Source organism: Pseudomonas sp. RT4P38 (assembly GCF_054897765.1).
On the sequence record NZ_CM142703.1, the window covers coordinates 5,787,186 to 5,803,138 of the forward strand.

At 57.4% G+C, this 15,953-nt stretch carries 16 protein-coding genes and 1 other RNA gene; 7 read left to right on the top strand and 10 right to left on the bottom strand.

Annotation, left to right across the window (positions count from 1 at the left end; translation table 11 throughout):
* Positions 1–68 precede the first annotated feature (68 nt).
* An RNA gene (gene rnpB / locus ACYZT7_RS26870) (RNase P RNA component class A) lies at positions 69–422 on the bottom strand.
* Positions 423–497: 75 nt separating this feature from the next.
* Positions 498–1,403 (bottom strand): 16S rRNA (cytidine(1402)-2'-O)-methyltransferase, encoded by a 906-nt coding sequence (rsmI, locus tag ACYZT7_RS26875; RefSeq protein WP_462038886.1) that lies wholly within the window; start codon positions 1,401–1,403, stop codon positions 498–500.
* Positions 1,404–1,579: 176 nt separating this feature from the next.
* Between rsmI and ACYZT7_RS26880 the strand changes: the two genes are divergently transcribed.
* The 4 genes from ACYZT7_RS26880 (at position 1,580) to ACYZT7_RS26895 (ending at position 5,026) form a co-directional block, all read left to right on the top strand.
* Positions 1,580–3,391: a penicillin-binding protein activator gene (locus ACYZT7_RS26880; protein ID WP_462038887.1), complete on the top strand. Its 1,812-nt coding sequence runs from the start codon at positions 1,580–1,582 to the stop codon at positions 3,389–3,391.
* Positions 3,391–3,753 (top strand): YraN family protein, encoded by a 363-nt coding sequence (locus ACYZT7_RS26885; RefSeq protein ID WP_462038888.1) that lies wholly within the window; start codon positions 3,391–3,393, stop codon positions 3,751–3,753. Before ACYZT7_RS26880 ends, ACYZT7_RS26885 begins: the two co-directional genes overlap by 1 nt.
* Positions 3,754–3,857: 104 nt before the next feature.
* Positions 3,858–4,451: a phosphoheptose isomerase gene (locus ACYZT7_RS26890; RefSeq protein WP_008025961.1), complete on the top strand. Its 594-nt coding sequence runs from the start codon at positions 3,858–3,860 to the stop codon at positions 4,449–4,451.
* A complete protein-coding gene (locus tag ACYZT7_RS26895) occupies positions 4,448–5,026 on the top strand; it encodes a BON domain-containing protein (protein WP_008147477.1) in 579 nt (192 codons plus the stop codon). Before ACYZT7_RS26890 ends, ACYZT7_RS26895 begins: the two co-directional genes overlap by 4 nt.
* Positions 5,027–5,119: 93 nt before the next feature.
* Here the strand turns inward: ACYZT7_RS26895 and ACYZT7_RS26900 are convergent, their stop codons facing one another.
* The 7 genes from ACYZT7_RS26900 to rplM all read right to left on the bottom strand — a co-directional run bounded on the left by ACYZT7_RS26900 (position 5,120) and on the right by rplM (position 10,007).
* Positions 5,120–5,533: a ClpXP protease specificity-enhancing factor gene (locus ACYZT7_RS26900; RefSeq protein WP_462038889.1), complete on the bottom strand. Its 414-nt coding sequence runs from the start codon at positions 5,531–5,533 to the stop codon at positions 5,120–5,122.
* Positions 5,534–5,549: 16 nt separating this feature from the next.
* Positions 5,550–6,167, bottom strand: coding sequence for a glutathione S-transferase N-terminal domain-containing protein (locus tag ACYZT7_RS26905; RefSeq protein WP_462038890.1), 618 nt, complete (start codon positions 6,165–6,167; stop codon positions 5,550–5,552).
* Between the two features lie 150 nt (positions 6,168–6,317).
* On the bottom strand, positions 6,318–7,100 hold the full coding sequence (locus ACYZT7_RS26910) for a cytochrome c1 (RefSeq protein WP_462033478.1): 783 nt from the start codon (positions 7,098–7,100) through the stop codon (positions 6,318–6,320).
* Positions 7,100–8,311: a cytochrome b gene (locus ACYZT7_RS26915; protein ID WP_064675962.1), complete on the bottom strand. Its 1,212-nt coding sequence runs from the start codon at positions 8,309–8,311 to the stop codon at positions 7,100–7,102. The genes ACYZT7_RS26910 and ACYZT7_RS26915 overlap by 1 nt, the downstream gene beginning before the upstream one ends.
* The gene (petA, locus tag ACYZT7_RS26920) at positions 8,311–8,904 is read right to left on the bottom strand and encodes a ubiquinol-cytochrome c reductase iron-sulfur subunit (protein WP_007905300.1); all 594 of its coding nucleotides are present in this window, start codon (positions 8,902–8,904) and stop codon (positions 8,311–8,313) included. Before petA ends, ACYZT7_RS26915 begins: the two co-directional genes overlap by 1 nt.
* Before the next feature lie 267 nt (positions 8,905–9,171).
* Entirely contained in the window at positions 9,172–9,564 is a 393-nt protein-coding gene (gene rpsI, locus ACYZT7_RS26925) for a 30S ribosomal protein S9 (protein WP_003216038.1), read from the bottom strand.
* 14 nt (positions 9,565–9,578) lie between these two features.
* Positions 9,579–10,007 (bottom strand): 50S ribosomal protein L13, encoded by a 429-nt coding sequence (gene rplM / locus ACYZT7_RS26930; RefSeq protein ID WP_007905295.1) that lies wholly within the window; start codon positions 10,005–10,007, stop codon positions 9,579–9,581.
* Between the two features lie 245 nt (positions 10,008–10,252).
* Here rplM and ACYZT7_RS26935 point away from each other — a divergent pair, with 245 nt between their 5' ends.
* Entirely contained in the window at positions 10,253–11,293 is a 1,041-nt protein-coding gene (locus tag ACYZT7_RS26935) for an NADP(H)-dependent aldo-keto reductase (protein ID WP_462038891.1), read from the top strand.
* Positions 11,294–11,397: 104 nt separating this feature from the next.
* On the opposite strand, the gene ACYZT7_RS26940 is transcribed toward ACYZT7_RS26935, so the two are convergent.
* Positions 11,398–12,534, bottom strand: a complete 1,137-nt coding sequence (locus ACYZT7_RS26940; RefSeq protein ID WP_462038892.1) for an acyl-CoA dehydrogenase family protein — start codon at positions 12,532–12,534, stop codon at positions 11,398–11,400.
* Positions 12,535–12,778: 244 nt separating this feature from the next.
* On the opposite strand from ACYZT7_RS26940, the gene ACYZT7_RS26945 reads away from it, so the two are divergent.
* Both ACYZT7_RS26945 and ACYZT7_RS26950 read left to right on the top strand, forming a co-directional pair.
* Positions 12,779–13,675, top strand: a complete 897-nt coding sequence (locus ACYZT7_RS26945) for a GlxA family transcriptional regulator (RefSeq protein ID WP_462041869.1) — start codon at positions 12,779–12,781, stop codon at positions 13,673–13,675.
* Positions 13,676–13,831: 156 nt separating this feature from the next.
* On the top strand, positions 13,832–15,778 hold the full coding sequence (locus ACYZT7_RS26950) for a flavin monoamine oxidase family protein (RefSeq protein ID WP_462038893.1): 1,947 nt from the start codon (positions 13,832–13,834) through the stop codon (positions 15,776–15,778).
* Positions 15,779–15,953 lie beyond the last annotated feature (175 nt).

A 15,953-nucleotide genomic window follows, 5' to 3' on the forward strand; every position in this document is an offset into this window, starting at 1 on the left:
TTGTGTAAGGAGGGAAATTGCCATCACCAGCGCCCTGCTCAATGATTTAAGCAGAGGAGAGAAAAAAGGTGGAGAGTCGATCTGTAAGCCGGGTTCTGTCTTGAACAGTCATTCGTCTACGATGGCCATCACTGGACATCTTTAGCAACCTACCCGGTCCCAGCGCGGGCCACGCCTTGGGACCCTATTTGGTCTTGCTCCAAGTGGGGTTTACCTAGCCACGAACTGTTGCCAGACGTGCGGTGCGCTCTTACCGCACCTTTTCACCCTTACCGGCGCCGAAGCGCTTAGGCGGTTATTTTCTGTGGCACTTTCCGTAGGCTCACGCCTCCCAGGCATTACCTGGCACTTCGCCCTATGGAGCCCGGACTTTCCTCCCCCCCCTAATTTTCATAGAGGGCAGCGACTGTCCGATCGACTCTCCGCCGCGAAGATTAACGGCAGAGTGGCCGAAGGACAAGCTCTAAACGCCTTGAACCCCTTCTACACGTCGGGTTTTACTCGCCCTTCTGTTTGTCCAGCGCAACCTGGTAGAGAACATTTTTGCGCTCCCCGGTAATTTGCGCCGCCAATGCTGCGGCACGCTTGAGCGGCATTTCTTCAAGCAACAGATTAAGAATGCGCATCGCCTCACTGCTGACGGCGTCCTCGGTCTCGGGAGCAGACCAACCCGCCACCAACACCACGCACTCGCCGCGCTGCTGATTGCTGTCTGACTCGACGAACTCGCGCAACTCGGCCAGCGGCAAACCCTTAAGGGTTTCAAAGGTTTTTGTGATTTCACGGGCCAGCAAAGCCGGGCGCTCCCCACCGAACACCAGTTCCATGTCTTGCAGACATTCAAGGATGCGGTGTGGCGCCTCATAAAAAATCAGCGTGCGCGGTTCTTCCTTTACCAACTCCAGACGAGCGCGCCGACCGACAGCCTTGGCCGGCAGGAAGCCTTCGAAGATGAAACGGTCCGACGGCAGCCCCGCCGCCGACAACGCCGCGATCAGAGCGCAGGCGCCCGGGACCGGCACAACATTAATTCCCGCAGCACGGGCCTGACGCACGAGGTGATAACCCGGATCGGAAATCAACGGCGTGCCGGCATCGGAAATCAGCGCCACATCGTCGCCGGCGAGCAAGCGGGTGATAAAGCGGCTACCTTCATCCCGTTCATTGTGTTCATGGCAGGCCGCCAGCGGTGTAGGAATGCCGAAATGCTGCATCAATCGCTGGGAATGGCGGGTATCTTCGGCGGCGATCAGGGTGACCTCGCGCAGGATCTTCAGCGCACGCGCACTGATATCGTCCAGGTTGCCGATGGGCGTCGCCACCACATAAAGCGAGCCAGCAGCGGAATTCAAAGCACCTGGAGCAGTCAAAGCGCACACCTCATGATCGGTAAAAGCCGCCATTGTAGCGCGTCGTGACGCTCGCGATACGCGCAAGCAGTCCTCGGTTTTGCGGCCTTTTGTGCAGCGCCGCAACATTTGCACGAGCTAAATTGATCGATTCACGCCAGTAACATCGCGCCCCGGCCAGTGCTTGGGTACAATTCCACGCTAATTTGATCGAGTATCAGGAACACTACATGATCGCTTGCCTGCGGCTGTTCACTGCCCTCTGCCTCGCTGCGTTGTTGGCGGCTTGCGCCAGCTCGCCCTCCTCCAGCCTTGGCGAACTTCCACGGACCCCGGATGCCAGTATCGAGCAATTGCTCGCACAGGCCGCCCAAAGCAAAGACCCGGAAAAAGCCGCCTTGTTGCGCCTGAGCGCGGCTGACCTGGCCTATCGTCAGGGGAATGCCGGCCAGTCCGCGCAAATCCTGCAACAAGTCCCCGTCGAACAACTCAAGCCTGGCCAACAGGTTTTCGCCAGTACCCTGGCGGCGGAACTGGCTATGACTCGCAATCAGCCCAAAGCGGCGCTGACGGCCTTGAGTCATCCGAGCCTGCAACGCCTGAGCGAACTGCCGGTCGAGCAACAGGTTCGCACCGGCACCGTTCATGCCCGCGCCCTTGAAGCCGACGGCCAGACCCTGGCTGCCGCACGCGAGCGCATCTTTATTGCGCCAATGCTCGAAGGTGAAGCGACCAGCAAAAACCACGAAGCGATCTGGACCCTGATCGCTTCGTTGCCAACCGATCAATTGCAGCCAACATCCACCGGCGACCTCGGTGGCTGGATGGGCCTGGCGCTGGCGGTGAAAACCGCCGGTACCCTGGAACAGCAGCAAGCCGCGATCGACAACTGGCGCGCGCAGAATCCAAAGCATCCGGCCGCCATTCAACTGCCGTTGCCACTGACCAAACTCAAGGAACTGGCCAGCCAGCCCCTGGGGAAAATCGCCCTGCTGCTGCCGCAAGACGGCCCTCTGGCGTCGGTCGGCAAAGCACTGCGCGAAGGCTTCATGGCCGCGCACTACCAGGCGCAACAAGCCGGGCAGAAGCCGCCAGCCATCGAGTTCTATGACAGCTCGCGCCTGACGTCCCTGGATGAGTTCTATCGCAAGGCGCAGGCCGATGGCGTGCAACTGGTCGTCGGCCCGCTGGAGAAGCCGCTGGTCAAACAGCTCAGCGCTCGCCCGCAACTGCCGATTACCACCCTGGCGCTTAATTACAGCGAAGGCGAACAAGGTCCGGCCCAGATGTTCCAGTTTGGCCTTGCTGCTGAAGACGAAGCTCGCGAAGTGTCGCGTCGTGCTCGCGCCGATGGCCTGCATCGCGCCGCCATCATGGTGCCGAAAGGCGAGTGGGGCGATCGCGTACTCAGGGCGTTCAGCCAGGATTGGCAAGCCAACGGTGGTAGCATCCTAGCCACCGAACGCGTCGACCAACCGGTTCAACTGGCCCAGCAGATTGCTGACATGTTCCAACTGCGTCAAAGCGAAGGTCGCGCAAAGAGCCTGCAAAGCACTGTCGGCTCGCAAGTGGCCGCCCAGCCTTCGCGTCGCCAGGACATCGAGTTCATCTTCCTGGCTGCAACGCCTCAGCAAGCCCAGCAGATCAAACCGACCCTGAACTTCCAGTACGCCGGTGACGTGCCAGTTTACGCCACGTCCCACGTATTCAGCGCCAGCGGCGACGTGAATCAGTACAACGACATGAACGGTATTCGCTTCTGCGAAACACCATGGTTGCTGGACGCCAACGATCCACTGCGCAAACAGGTCACGGCTCAATGGCCACAAGCCGGCGGCAGCCTGGGTCGTTTGTACGCAATGGGTGTCGATGCCTATCGCCTGGCACCACGCCTGGGGCAACTCAAGGCTTTGCCGGACAGCCGCATTGAAGGTCAATCGGGCAGCCTGGGCATGACTCAAAACCAACGTGTCGTGCGTCAGTTGCCGTGGGCGCAGTTCGCTAACGGTCAGGTTCAACGCCTGCCGGACACCGCGCGCTGATGCCCGACAGGTCACGCCAGCAAAGCGGTAAAGATGCCGAGCGCCATGCGCTCGAGCACCTTCAACAACAGGGTTTGCGCCTGCTGGCGCAGAACTGGTTGTGTAAGCGCGGCGAGCTTGATCTGGTCATGCTTGATGGCGATACAGTAGTATTCGTCGAAGTCCGCTACAGAAAAAACACTCAATGGGGTGGCGCGCTCGATAGCATCGATGAGCGCAAACGGCAGAAACTGATTTTTGCCGCGCAGTATTTTCTTCAGCGCGAGTCGCGCTGGGCCAATTCCCCTTGCCGTTTCGACGTGGTTGCCATCGACAGCAAGCTCGATCAGTTGAACTGGTTGCAGAATGCCTTCGACAGCTGATCGCGGGCATCCCTAACCGGACACTTTCACCCAACACTTTTGCTCTTTGCTTTGCGGGCTGCACATTCATGTGCCGAGTAGCCGCGCTAATTAAGGTCACACAGATGGACATGCAATCCCGAATTCGCCAGCTTTTTCAGGCCAGTATCGACACCAAGCAAATGGCGATGGACGTACTTGCACCGCACATCGAGCAAGCCAGCCAAGTGATGGTCAACGCCCTGCTCAACGAAGGCAAAATGCTGTCCTGCGGCAACGGCGGTTCTGCCGGTGACGCCCAGCACTTCTCGTCCGAGTTGCTCAATCGCTTCGAGCGCGAACGTCCGAGCCTGCCAGCCATCGCGCTGACCACCGACAGCTCGACGATCACCTCGATTGCCAACGACTACAGCTACAACGAAATTTTCTCCAAACAGATCCGCGCCCTCGGCCAGCCAGGTGACGTATTGCTGGCGATTTCCACCAGCGGCAACTCGGCGAACATTATTCAAGCGATCCAGGCCGCACATGATCGCGAAATGATTGTCGTAGCATTGACCGGTCGCGATGGCGGCGGCATGGCGTCGCTGCTATTGCCCGAGGACGTCGAGATTCGCGTACCGGCCAACGTCACTGCACGTATTCAGGAAGTCCACCTGCTGGCGATCCATTGCCTTTGCGATTTGATCGACAGCCAACTGTTCGGGAGTGAAGAATGACCCCTAATCGCCTAGGCCTTCTGGCCTTGACCCTGTGCCTCGGTATCAGCGGCTGCACCTCGGTGGTTAACGCCAGCCGTGAAGCGCCGATTGAAGATGACCGCGGCACCCGCACCTTCGGCAGCAAGATCGACGACTCTTTGATCGACACCAAGGTCGGCGTGAACATCGCCAAGGCCGATCCAGCCCTGGACAACGACTCGCACATCGTCGTCACCAGTTTCAACGGTGTCGTGCTGCTCGCCGGGCAAACCCCGCGCGCAGACCTCAAGGCCAAGGCTGAACAAGCCGCTGCGGCTGTTCAGCGCGTGAAGACGGTCCACAACGAACTGCAGGTTCTGCCACCCTCCGGCTTCCTTGCCCGCCAGAACGACACCTGGCTGACTTCCAAGATCAAGACCCAGATGCTCACTGACCCGAACATCCCGGGTTCGCGCATCAAGGTTGTTACCGAGAACGGCATCGTCTACCTGCTGGGCCTGCTGACCAAGCAGGAAGCCGCTCAAGCCACCAACCTGGTGCAAGGCGTTTCCGGCGTGCAGAAAATCGTGAAGCTGTTTGAATACATCGATTGATACTGCCGATCGGTAATGGCGACCCTTGAGATCGCCGCACCGCTGGCTCCTACAAGTAATAAAAAAGGCGATCCGGAAGGATCGCCTTTTTTATTACTTCACCACTTTCAAACTGGGTCGACCGCTGGGACGCGGTGGCTCGCTGTCGGGTGGCGGAGTATCGTCATCCGGCTCGATCTCTTCCTCGTCTTCCATAGGCGATTCCAGATCGAACACCATGCCCTGACCGTTCTCCCGAGCGTAAATGCCCAGGATCGATGCGATAGGCACGTACAGGGTGTGCGGCACGCCACCGAAACGCCCCTCGAAGCTGACCGCTTCGTTGTCCATGTGCAGGTGACGCACGGCTGCCGGCGATACGTTCAAGACAATCTGTCCATCACTGGCAAAACCCTGAGGCACCTGCACCGACGGATACTCGGAATTGACCAGCATGTGCGGGGTGCAATCGTTGTCCACAATCCACTCGTAGAGCGCGCGGACCAGATAAGGTCGACTGGAGTTCATAGCGGCTCCTTAAGCCTTAGCGCATATCGCGTTCGACACCAGACAGACTCGTCTGGAAAGCCTCACGCGCAAACGAGCGCTCCATGTAATCAAGCAGCGGCTTGGCAGGCCGCGGCAGTTCTATACCCAAAATCGGCAATCGCCAGAGTATTGGTAATAGGCAGCAATCCACCAGACTTTGTTCCTCGCTGAGGAAAAACGGCTTGTCGGCAAACAACGGCGACACGCCGGTCAGGCTTTCGCGCAGCTCTTTACGAGCCACGACACGGGCTGCTTCCTTGGTCCGCGAATCCAGGATCAGATCCACCAGACCACACCAGTCACGCTGAATACGATGAATCAGCAGACGGCTGTTGGCACGCGCCACAGGATAAACCGGCAGTAACGGCGGGTGCGGGTAACGCTCATCCAGATACTCCATCACCACGGTCGACTCCCACAGCGCCAGGTCACGATCGACCAGGGTGGGCAGGCTTCCGTAAGGGTTCACTTCAATCAGTTTAGGCGGCTGACGGCCAGCTTCCACGTAAATGATCTCGGCGCTGACACCCTTCTCTGCAAGTACGATGCGCACTCGGTGGGAATAGTGGTCGGCGGGGTCGGAGTAACAGGCCAACCGATTGGTCACGCCCATGGCGGTCCTCCTCGCTTGTTGAAATTATCGGAAGCGGAAAAACGCGCGCGCCCAGAGGGCGCCTCCCGTAACGCCTGGTTCACCAGGCTCGTTACACCTTCAGAGACGCCCTTGGGCGCGCGCGATTAACAGCAATTGCTTACAGCTTTATCAATGGACGTCTTTCCAGTATTCACGCTTGAGCAAGTAAGCGAATACGAAGAAGAACGCCAGGTACAGCAACACATAGGTACCGATGCGCTGATGCTGCAGCTTCACCGGGTTGGCCGAGTAGGCCAGGAAAGTCACCAGATTCTTGACCTTCTCGTCGAACTGCTCTTCGTTCAGCGTGCCGGTTTTCGGCAGTATGGTCAGCTGGTCGCAGGCTTCATGAGTCAAAGCCGTACCGGTCAGCGGATCGTATTGCTTCTTGCCGTCTTCGACGATTTGAACTTGTTTACAGCCTACCACCTGACGCCCCTGCAGGCCGACCAGAACGTTGGGCATCCCGACGTTCGGGAACACCTTGTTGTTCACGCCCCAAGGACGCGACGGGTCTTCATAGAAGGACTTCAGGTAACCGTAGAGCCAGTCAGTGCCGCGAACGCGGGCGACCAGGGTGAGGTCGGGCGGCGCCGCACCGAACCAGGTCTTGGCGTCAGCCGGTTGCATGCCGATGCTCATGTGGTCGCCGATCTTGGCGCCGGTGAACACCAGCTTCGAGAGCATCAGGTCGTGCGGAATGCCCAGGTCATCGGCTACACGCTCGTAGCGCTGGAACTTCGCGCTGTGACAGCCCATGCAGTAGTTGGCAAAAGTACGTGCGCCATCCTGCATTGCAGCCTTGTCGGAAACGTCGATGTCGACCTTTTCCAGCTCAGGAGCACCCGCTGTCGACGCGAACGAGAACACAGGCATAGCAGCAAGAATCAGTACAGCAAATAGCTTTTTCATCAGCCAGTCACCCTTTCCGGAACCGGTTTGGTCTTCTCGAGCCTGGTGTAGAAAGGCATCAGAATGAAGTAGGCGAAGTACAGGAAGGTACACACCTGCGACAGCAACGTACGGCCTGGCGTCGGGGCCAGAACACCCAGAATGCCGAGGATCACGAACGATACGCAGAACACCACCAGCCAGATTTTGCTCAGCCAGCCTTTGTAGCGCATCGACTTGACCGGGCTGCGGTCCAGCCATGGCAGGACGAACAGCACCGCGATGGCCGCCCCCATGGCGATAACGCCCAGAAGCTTGTCCGGAACCGCCCGCAAAATCGCGTAGAACGGCGTGAAGTACCAGACCGGAGCGATGTGCTCTGGCGTCTTGAAGGCGTTCGCCACTTCAAAGTTCGGTTTCTCGAGGAAGTAGCCGCCCATTTCCGGGAAGAAGAACACGATCGAGCAGAAGATGAACAGGAACACCACCACGCCGACGATATCTTTCACGGTGTAGTACGGGTGGAAGGCAATGCCGTCCAGCGGTACGCCGTTTTCGTCTTTGTGTTTCTTGATGTCCACGCCATCCGGGTTGTTCGAGCCGACTTCGTGCAGCGCCAGAACGTGCAGCACCACCAGACCGAGGATCACGATCGGCAAGGCGACTACGTGCAGGGCGAAGAAGCGGTTCAGGGTAATACCCGAAATCAGGTAGTCACCTCGAATCCATTGAGTCAGGTCGTCGCCGATAAGCGGGATTGCCCCAAACAGCGAGATGATCACCTGGGCACCCCAGTAGGACATCTGGCCCCACGGCAGCAAGTAACCCATGAAGGCTTCAGCCATCAGCGCCAGATAGATCAGCATGCCGAAGACCCACACCAGCTCACGTGGCTTCTGGTACGAACCGTAGAGCAAGCCACGGAACATGTGCAGATAAACCACGATGAAGAACATCGAAGCGCCGACCGCGTGCAACATACGCAGGATCGAGCCGTACTCGACGTCGCGCATGATGTATTCGACGGAAGCAAACGCTTCTTCCGCCGACGGGGTGTAGCTCATGGTCAGCCAGACACCGGTAACGATCTGGTTGACCAGAACGAGCAGTGCAAGGGAGCCAAAGAAATAGAAGAAGTTGAAGTTCTTCGGGGCGTAGTACTTGCTGAGATGGTCTTCCCACATTTTGGTCGCGGGAAAGCGCGCATCAACCCAATCCATGAACTTGCTCATCACGCTTTCTCCGTATCGACGCCAATGACAATGATGTCATCGGTCTCATAGGAATGCGGGGGAACTGGCAGGTTCAAAGGCGCAGGTTGCGACTTGTAGACGCGACCAGCCAGATCGTAGTGGGAACCGTGGCAAGGGCAGAAATAACCACCTACCCAGTCCTTGCCCAGATCCGCAGGTGCCACTTCTGGACGGAAGGTCGGCGAGCAACCCAGGTGCGTGCAGATACCGATCAGCAGCAGAACCTCTGGCTTGATCGAACGCGTTTCCGGATCGACATACGTCGGTTGTGTCGAGTTCTTGGAGGTCGGGTCAGATAGCTGGCCCTCGATCTTTTTCAGATTCCCCAGGATTTCCTCGGTACGGCGGACAATGAACACCGGCTGACCGCGCCACTCAGCAATCATCTGCTGGCCTGGCTCGATTTTGCTGACATTCACCTTCACCGGTGCACCTGCGGCTTTCGCCTTGGCACTGGGAAACCATGACCCCACGAACGGGACCGCAGCCCCCACCGCTCCTGCAGCACCCACCACGGATGTGGCTGCTACCAAGAAGCGACGCCGGCCTGCATTCACGCCGTCATTGCTCATTCAGTCCTCTCCCATCAGCTTTGTGGCCTGTTAAATCAGGCATCTACTAAGTAAAAATCTGAACTTATAAAAATTTTGCCGAATGGTAATGAAAAGCCCCAATTCTGACAAGGTAATTACCGAGGGGCTCCACTGCCAAGCCTTGCAGTATAGGGCTTCTACGGCTGTGGCAAGTTGTCACAGAGCAATTCTCTGGTAAATCGCGCCCATAAAAAAACGCCCAGCTTCGCGAGGAAACTGGGCGTTCTTTTTGAACGCGAAAGCGAATTAGCGCTTCGAGTACTGCGGACGCTTACGCGCTTTACGCAGACCAACTTTCTTACGTTCAACTTCACGAGCATCGCGAGTAACGAAGCCAGCTTTGCGCAGAGCGCCACGCAGGGTTTCGTCGTACTGCATCAGTGCGCGAGTGATACCGTGGCGGATTGCGCCAGCTTGACCACTTACACCACCACCGATCACGGTGACGTAGATGTCGAATTTCTCGACAGTCTCAGTCAGCTCCAGCGGCTGACGAACTACCATGCGGGCAGTTTCGCGGCCGAAGAAATTTTCCAGGGTGCGGTTGTTGATGGAGATGTTACCAGTACCCGGACGCAGGAAAACGCGTGCGGTTGCGGTCTTGCGACGGCCAGTGCCGTAATTTTGAGTCGCCGACATAATGAACTATTCCGTTAAAACTTCAGTTCTTGGGGCTGCTGAGCAGTATGAGGGTGTACAGCGCCCGCATAGACTTTCAGCTTACGATACATGTCGCGACCCAGCGGGTTCTTGGGCAGCATGCCTTTGACCGCAGTCTCGATCACGCGCTCAGGGGCTTTAGCGATCAGCTTTTCGAAGTTGATCGACTTGATGCCGCCCGGGAAACCGGAGTGGGAGTAGTAGATTTTGTCGGTGGTTTTAGCACCGGTTACACGAATCTGCTCGGCATTGATAACGACGATGTAATCGCCGGTGTCAACGTGAGGAGTGTACTCAGCTTTATGCTTGCCACGCAGACGGCTCGCGATTTCGGTGGCCAGACGACCCAGGGTCTGACCTGCAGCGTCGACGACAAACCAGTCGCGCTGTACTGTTTCCGGTTTAGCAGTAAAAGTTTTCATTCTTTATAGCCTCAGGGGCCGCCCTGTAAATTAGACGGCGGATCTTACTGAATAGTGCGTACTTTGACAAGTCAAAGGCAGCCGGATACAGACGCTTTCGGGGGCTCGGGTCGGCGCGTCCGTTCAACGGCAAGATTCTTCGGCGGCGGCGCATCACTTCCACTGCAGAAAGAGGTGCGCAATTATGCAGATTGCGAAAAAAAATTCAACCTGCTTTTATGATTGTTTTGCCAAAGGAGCACCCGATGGACTATCGCCAGCTAGGCCGAACCAATCTGAACGTGAGTGCAATCTGCCTCGGCACCATGACCTGGGGCGAGCAAAACAGCGAGGCTGAAGCCTTCGCCCAGATCGAACGGGCCAAGAGCGCCGGGATCAATTTCATCGATACCGCCGAGATGTACCCGGTGCCACCCAAGGCCGAAACCTACGCCACCACCGAGCGCTACATCGGCAATTACTTCAAAAGCCGCGGCGATCGGGCCGACTGGATCCTCGCGAGCAAGATCGCCGGCCCCGGCAACACCATCGACTACATTCGCGACAAAAACCTGCGGCACAACCGCCAGCACATCACCGAAGCCGTGGACGCCAGCCTCAAGCGCTTGCAGACCGACTACATCGACCTCTACCAGCTGCACTGGCCGGAGCGCAGCACCAATTTCTTCGGTCAGCTCGGTTACAAACACCAGACCGAAGCCAACCTGACGCCACTGGAGGACACCCTCGAAGCGCTGGACGAACAGGTCAAGGCCGGCAAGATCCGCCACATCGGCCTGTCCAACGAAACGCCGTGGGGGACCATGCGCTTCCTCGCCCTGGCGGAAGCCCGTGGCTGGCCGCGCGCGGTGTCGATCCAGAATCCGTACAACCTGCTCAATCGCAGCTTCGAAGTCGGTCTGGCGGAAATCGCCATCCGCGAACAGTGCGGCCTGCTCGCCTATTCGCCGCTGGCGTTCGGTTTCCTGTCAGGCAAGTACGAAGGTGGCGCGCGTCCGCCTAAAGGCCGCCTGAGCCTCTACAGCCGCTTCAGCCGCTATTTCAACCCGCAGTCGGAAGCAGCGTGCAGCCGTTATGTCGCACTGGCGCGTGAACACGGCCTGGACCCGGCGCAAATGGCGTTGGCGTTTGTCACTCAGCAGCCGTTTGTGAGCAGCAACATCATTGGCGCGACGACGATGGAGCAGCTTGAAAGCAATTTAGCGAGCTTCGAGCTGAAACTATCCGATGAAGTGTTGGAGGGAATCGAGGCGATCCACAAGGATCACCCGAACCCGGCACCTTGATTGATTCGTAGCCCCTATCGCGAGCAAGCTCGCTCCCACAGGTTTTGCGCAATCCCTGTGGGAGCGAGCTTGCTCGCGATGGCGGTCTAACAGTCGCTGCAAGGTCAAAGCGACCTGGCAATAATCTCCTTCATGATTTCGTTGGTGCCGGCATAGATCCGCTGCACCCGCGCATCCGCCCACGCTCGCGCGATCGGGTACTCCCACATGAACCCGTAACCGCCATGCAACTGCACGCACTCGTCGAGCACCTTGCATTGCAAGTCCGTGCCCCAATACTTGGCCATCGCCGCTGTCGGCACGTCGAGCTTGCCTTGCAGGTGCAGTTCCAGACAACGATCGACAAAGACCCGACCGATCTGAATCTCGGTCGCCATCTCGGCCAGTTTGAAGCGGGTGTTCTGGAAGTCAGCGATCGCCTTGCCGAATGCCTTGCGTTCACGGGTGTAGTCAAGCGTCCATTGCAGCGCAGCTTCAGCCGAAGCAAGCCCGCCAATGGCAACGGTGAGACGCTCCTGCGGCAACTCCTGCATCAGGTAGGCAAAACCCATCCCGGCCTGCCCCAACAGGTTTTCCTTCGGCACCCGAACGTCCTGGAAAAACAGTTCCGAGGTGTCCTGAGCCTTCATGCCGACTTTTTCCAGGCGCTTGCCCTTGGCGAAGCCTGGTGTGTTGGCCTCCACCAGAAACAGGCTGGTACCTTTCGCGCCGGCCTTGGGATCGGTCTTGGCCACGACAATCACCAGGTCAGCCAGAAAGCCGTTGGTTATAAAGGTCTTAGAACCATTGATCACGTACTCATCGCCATCGAGCACGGCGGTAGTTTTCACTCCTTGCAGGTCGGAACCGGCACCGGGTTCGGTCATGGCAATGGCGGTGACCATCTCTCCGGACACCAGCTTCGGCAGGTATTTGTGTTTCAGCGCTTCACTGCCGTAATGCAGGATGTAAGGCGCGACGATGTCCGAATGCAGGGAAAAACCGATACCGGTCAGACCGAGACGACCGACCTCTTCGATGACCACCGCGCTGTAGAGAAAGTCAGCACCCAGCCCACCGTATTCTTCCGGCAGATGCGAGCACAACATTCCCGCCTCCCCTGCCTTGTTCCAGAGTTTGCGGTCGATATAGCCTTGTTTTTCCCATTGCCCATGGAACGGCACGGCCTCTTTTTCGAGGAACGTTCGCACGCTGTCGCGAAAAAGTTCGTGCTCGGAACTGAACAATGTTCTGGGGATCATGCGACACCTGTCGTTGTTGTTAGCCGGAATTGACCCTCAGAGACTAAGCCTCGTATCCGATACAGGACACTGGACACATCCGACAAAAAATAAGACGATCCAGCCGTCTGGTGACCACTTTCCCCTATAAGAATAAAGTTGAATTATGTCTAACCAAGTCTCCACGCCTTTGCGGCGCGTCAGCATCCTGGCTATCGACCGGGTTTTCGCCTCCACCCTCATGCAAGCCAAGGACTTCTTCCACCTGGCCAGCCTGCGTTACGGCAAACAACTGGGCCACGGCCTGACTCCGGCGTTCGAAACCCGCCTGGTCAGCCCCGACGGCAAACCGGTGAACAGCTTCAGTGACGTGATCATGCCGGTGGACGGCGGCCTGGAAAACGCCGACATCATTGTCCTTCCTGCCTTCTGGGACGATTTCGACACCCTTTGCCAACGTTATCCACAGGTCCTGCCTTGGTTGCGCCAGCAACATGCTCGCGGCGCCGTGCTCTGCGGCGAAGCCACCGGGGTGTTCTGGCTGGCCGAGGCCGGGCTGCTCGACGGCAAGGAAGCGACCACTTACTGGCGCTTCTTCAATGCGTTTGCCGAACGCTTCCCACGGGTTCAGCTCAATCAGGACAAGCACCTGACCGACGCCGACAATCTGTATTGCGCTGGCGGCACCACCTCGGCCTGCGACCTTTACATCTACCTGATCGAGCGCTTTTGCGGCGCCAACGTGTCCCAGGCCGTGGCGCGGGACATTCTCTATGAAGTGCAGCGCAACTACTCGCCGGGACGTATCGGTTTCGGCGGTCAGAAGCTGCACCAGGACGTGATCATCCTGCAGATCCAGCACTGGCTCGAAGAACACTTCGCCGACAAATTCCGCTTCGAAGACGTGGCTCGCGAACACGGCATGAGCATCCGCAATTTCATGCGGCGCTTCCAGACCGCCACCGGCGACAAGCCGCTGCATTACCTGCAACGACTGCGCATCGAAACCGCCAAAGGCTTGCTGTCCGCCAGCCGCAAGAGCATCAAGACCATCAGCTATGAAGTCGGTTACGACGATGCGAGCTTCTTCGCGCGGTTGTTTCGCCAGCACACGGAATTGTCGCCGAACCAGTATCGGCAGCAGTTTCAGCAAGCGGCGTAGACCCAATACCGCAGGGATCCTTAGCCGGAGCCCTGCAGGTCTTTTCCCACGATAAAAAACGAATAAAGAGTATCTGAGAGCCTTACTTGTCGCCTATACGCTGCGCGTTCAGAACCTCAACATCGTCCCTGAAAACACCATCAGGGAAGATCAACAGTGACTATCGGATCAAGCTACAACTACCCCTCCTATGCCGCGAAGGATGCCGCTCGCCCAAAACGCTCGGCGGAAAACAAGTGGAAGGCCCGTTTCCCCAACCCGCCCGACTTGTGCTTCGACTATCGAGCATTGGTTGAACTGGACAACGGCATCGCCAAGGCAACTGACCCACAACATAAAATTTGCATTATTGGCGCCGGCGTCACCGGACTGACTGCCGCCAGAGAACTTTATCGTTGCGGGTTCACCCATATCACCCTCATAGAACAATCCAGACGCATAGGCGGCAGACACCTGACCGTTTCTGGAAGCCCGAACTCGGCGATGAGTCATACACCGTTTGAAATGGGGGCCATGCGCATGCCCTTCTTCAACCGGGCGGACGAGTCACCGACAGAGGGCCAGTCGCTGATGGCTTACTACGCCAAGGCGTTCGACCTGGTGTTTTCAGATTTTGCCAATCCCGGAAGCCAATGGGTCACTTCGACCGGGATCTATCTGCGAGAGGGCAGCATGGGCGGCGGACCGACTCCGCAGATGTTGATCTGGAAAAATGAAGATGGCCAGACACCACCTCCCGGTGAAGAATTGCAAAAGATTTATGCAAAGTGGAAGGCCTTTGCCGATCGCATGACCCGGCACGTCGCAGAGGTTTACACCAGTCAGGAATGGGAAGCCATGTGGGCCGCTATCGTCGAAAAATACGAGAGCGTTTCGTTTCGCGACCTGGTCAGCATGCCCGCCCTGCAAGCTTGGGATGAACGCTCACCGGGGGACTTTGGCGGAATGGGAATGTCCGCGCAGGAGTCCGCGATCTTCTATGCCATTGGCATCGGCGACGGTAGCTGGGGTGCCTTTTACGATGTCTGCTCCCTTTATCCCCTGCGCACTGCCATTTTTGGATTCAGCAGCCAGCTGCAATTGATCCATGGTCGGGTCGACTCAACTGGCGATCCGCTGGATTCACCCTGCCTGCAGAACGAAGCCGTTTTAGACTCAAGGGGGCTGAGTTTCGACAGGCCACGCTACATCGGACTCGCAGCGCTGGACGAATGCCTGCTGTTCATGAAAACCGACGAAACCGGAAGGTCCTTCTACGAACACTGCCGGGAAAGAAACAACGGTTTGCTCATGGACTCATCCGTTACAAAACTTAAAAAACTGACGAACCAGAAAACACGCGTCTACTACAACTCGAAACACGGCCAACCCGAGCAAATCCAGGAACACTTCGATGACTTTGATTCGGTCATCATGACCCTTCCCTCGTGGCTGATCGAAACTCGCATCACGCTTGAAAACTTCACGCCACAGATGCTGCCGTTCGAGACAATCAATGCCTACAAAACCGCGCACTGGGAAACCAGTTGCAAAGTCTTCGCACCGTTAAAAAAATCCTTCCTTTCGAAAAACAGCAAAATCCCGCAAGCCATCGTCACTGACAGCTTCATCCACGACATCTACACCTACCGCTACAACGATAACTACAGTTATGACCGCATCCTTTTAAGTTACACATGGGAGGATGACGCCACCAAACTGGCCTCATTCACCGACAAGGAACTGGTGAACAAATGTGCCAAAGAGCTGGACCGGATCCTTATGCATTCCGCCAATATCCAGGAGAAAATCACTCCCTACATTGGCTTGGATCAAGCCGTGGTCCAACGTTGGATCACCGATAAAAATGCGCTGGGTTGTGCGAAGTTATACCGACCCGGCACCTACTACGACGCCGTCAGCCTGATGAAGTACAACCGGGACTTCGCGCATGTTTCAGGTCTGCATTTTTCCGGGGAGTCGTTTTCAGTCGATGCTGGCTGGACCGAGCCGTGCTTTCGGGGCGCCGTCGATGCGGTCATTCATATCTGCAACAAAACCGGCGCGGCCTTCCATGGCGGTTTTTCCATGAGCGACTATCCGCACTATAACGTCAGAACCTGATCAACTTCCTTGCCCTGGAGCCATGCACGATGTGCATTGGCTCTACTTTGGCGACCCTCCTGTCAAGCGCCTCGCGCAGTCATCTTGGGATACGGACTACACCCTAAACGGAAATAGCTGACTTACACGCTCTCGCCGATTCGACTCTCATAAGCACGCAATTAAACAGCGTGAA

Bases quoted from the DNA above. Each gene is read 5' to 3' on its own strand.
- rsmI (WP_462038886.1), bottom strand. From the start codon at position 1,403: ATGGCGGCTTTTACCGATCATGAGGTGTGCGCTTTGACTGCTCCAGGT.
- ACYZT7_RS26880 (WP_462038887.1), top strand. From the start codon at position 1,580: ATGATCGCTTGCCTGCGGCTGTTCACTGCCCTCTGCCTCGCTGCGTTG.
- ACYZT7_RS26885 (WP_462038888.1), top strand. From the start codon at position 3,391: ATGCCCGACAGGTCACGCCAGCAAAGCGGTAAAGATGCCGAGCGCCAT.
- ACYZT7_RS26890 (WP_008025961.1), top strand. From the start codon at position 3,858: ATGGACATGCAATCCCGAATTCGCCAGCTTTTTCAGGCCAGTATCGAC.
- ACYZT7_RS26895 (WP_008147477.1), top strand. From the start codon at position 4,448: ATGACCCCTAATCGCCTAGGCCTTCTGGCCTTGACCCTGTGCCTCGGT.
- ACYZT7_RS26900 (WP_462038889.1), bottom strand. From the start codon at position 5,533: ATGAACTCCAGTCGACCTTATCTGGTCCGCGCGCTCTACGAGTGGATT.
- ACYZT7_RS26905 (WP_462038890.1), bottom strand. From the start codon at position 6,167: ATGGGCGTGACCAATCGGTTGGCCTGTTACTCCGACCCCGCCGACCAC.
- ACYZT7_RS26910 (WP_462033478.1), bottom strand. From the start codon at position 7,100: ATGAAAAAGCTATTTGCTGTACTGATTCTTGCTGCTATGCCTGTGTTC.
- ACYZT7_RS26915 (WP_064675962.1), bottom strand. From the start codon at position 8,311: ATGAGCAAGTTCATGGATTGGGTTGATGCGCGCTTTCCCGCGACCAAA.
- petA (WP_007905300.1), bottom strand. From the start codon at position 8,904: ATGAGCAATGACGGCGTGAATGCAGGCCGGCGTCGCTTCTTGGTAGCA.
- rpsI (WP_003216038.1), bottom strand. From the start codon at position 9,564: ATGTCGGCGACTCAAAATTACGGCACTGGCCGTCGCAAGACCGCAACC.
- rplM (WP_007905295.1), bottom strand. From the start codon at position 10,007: ATGAAAACTTTTACTGCTAAACCGGAAACAGTACAGCGCGACTGGTTT.
- ACYZT7_RS26935 (WP_462038891.1), top strand. From the start codon at position 10,253: ATGGACTATCGCCAGCTAGGCCGAACCAATCTGAACGTGAGTGCAATC.
- ACYZT7_RS26940 (WP_462038892.1), bottom strand. From the start codon at position 12,534: ATGATCCCCAGAACATTGTTCAGTTCCGAGCACGAACTTTTTCGCGAC.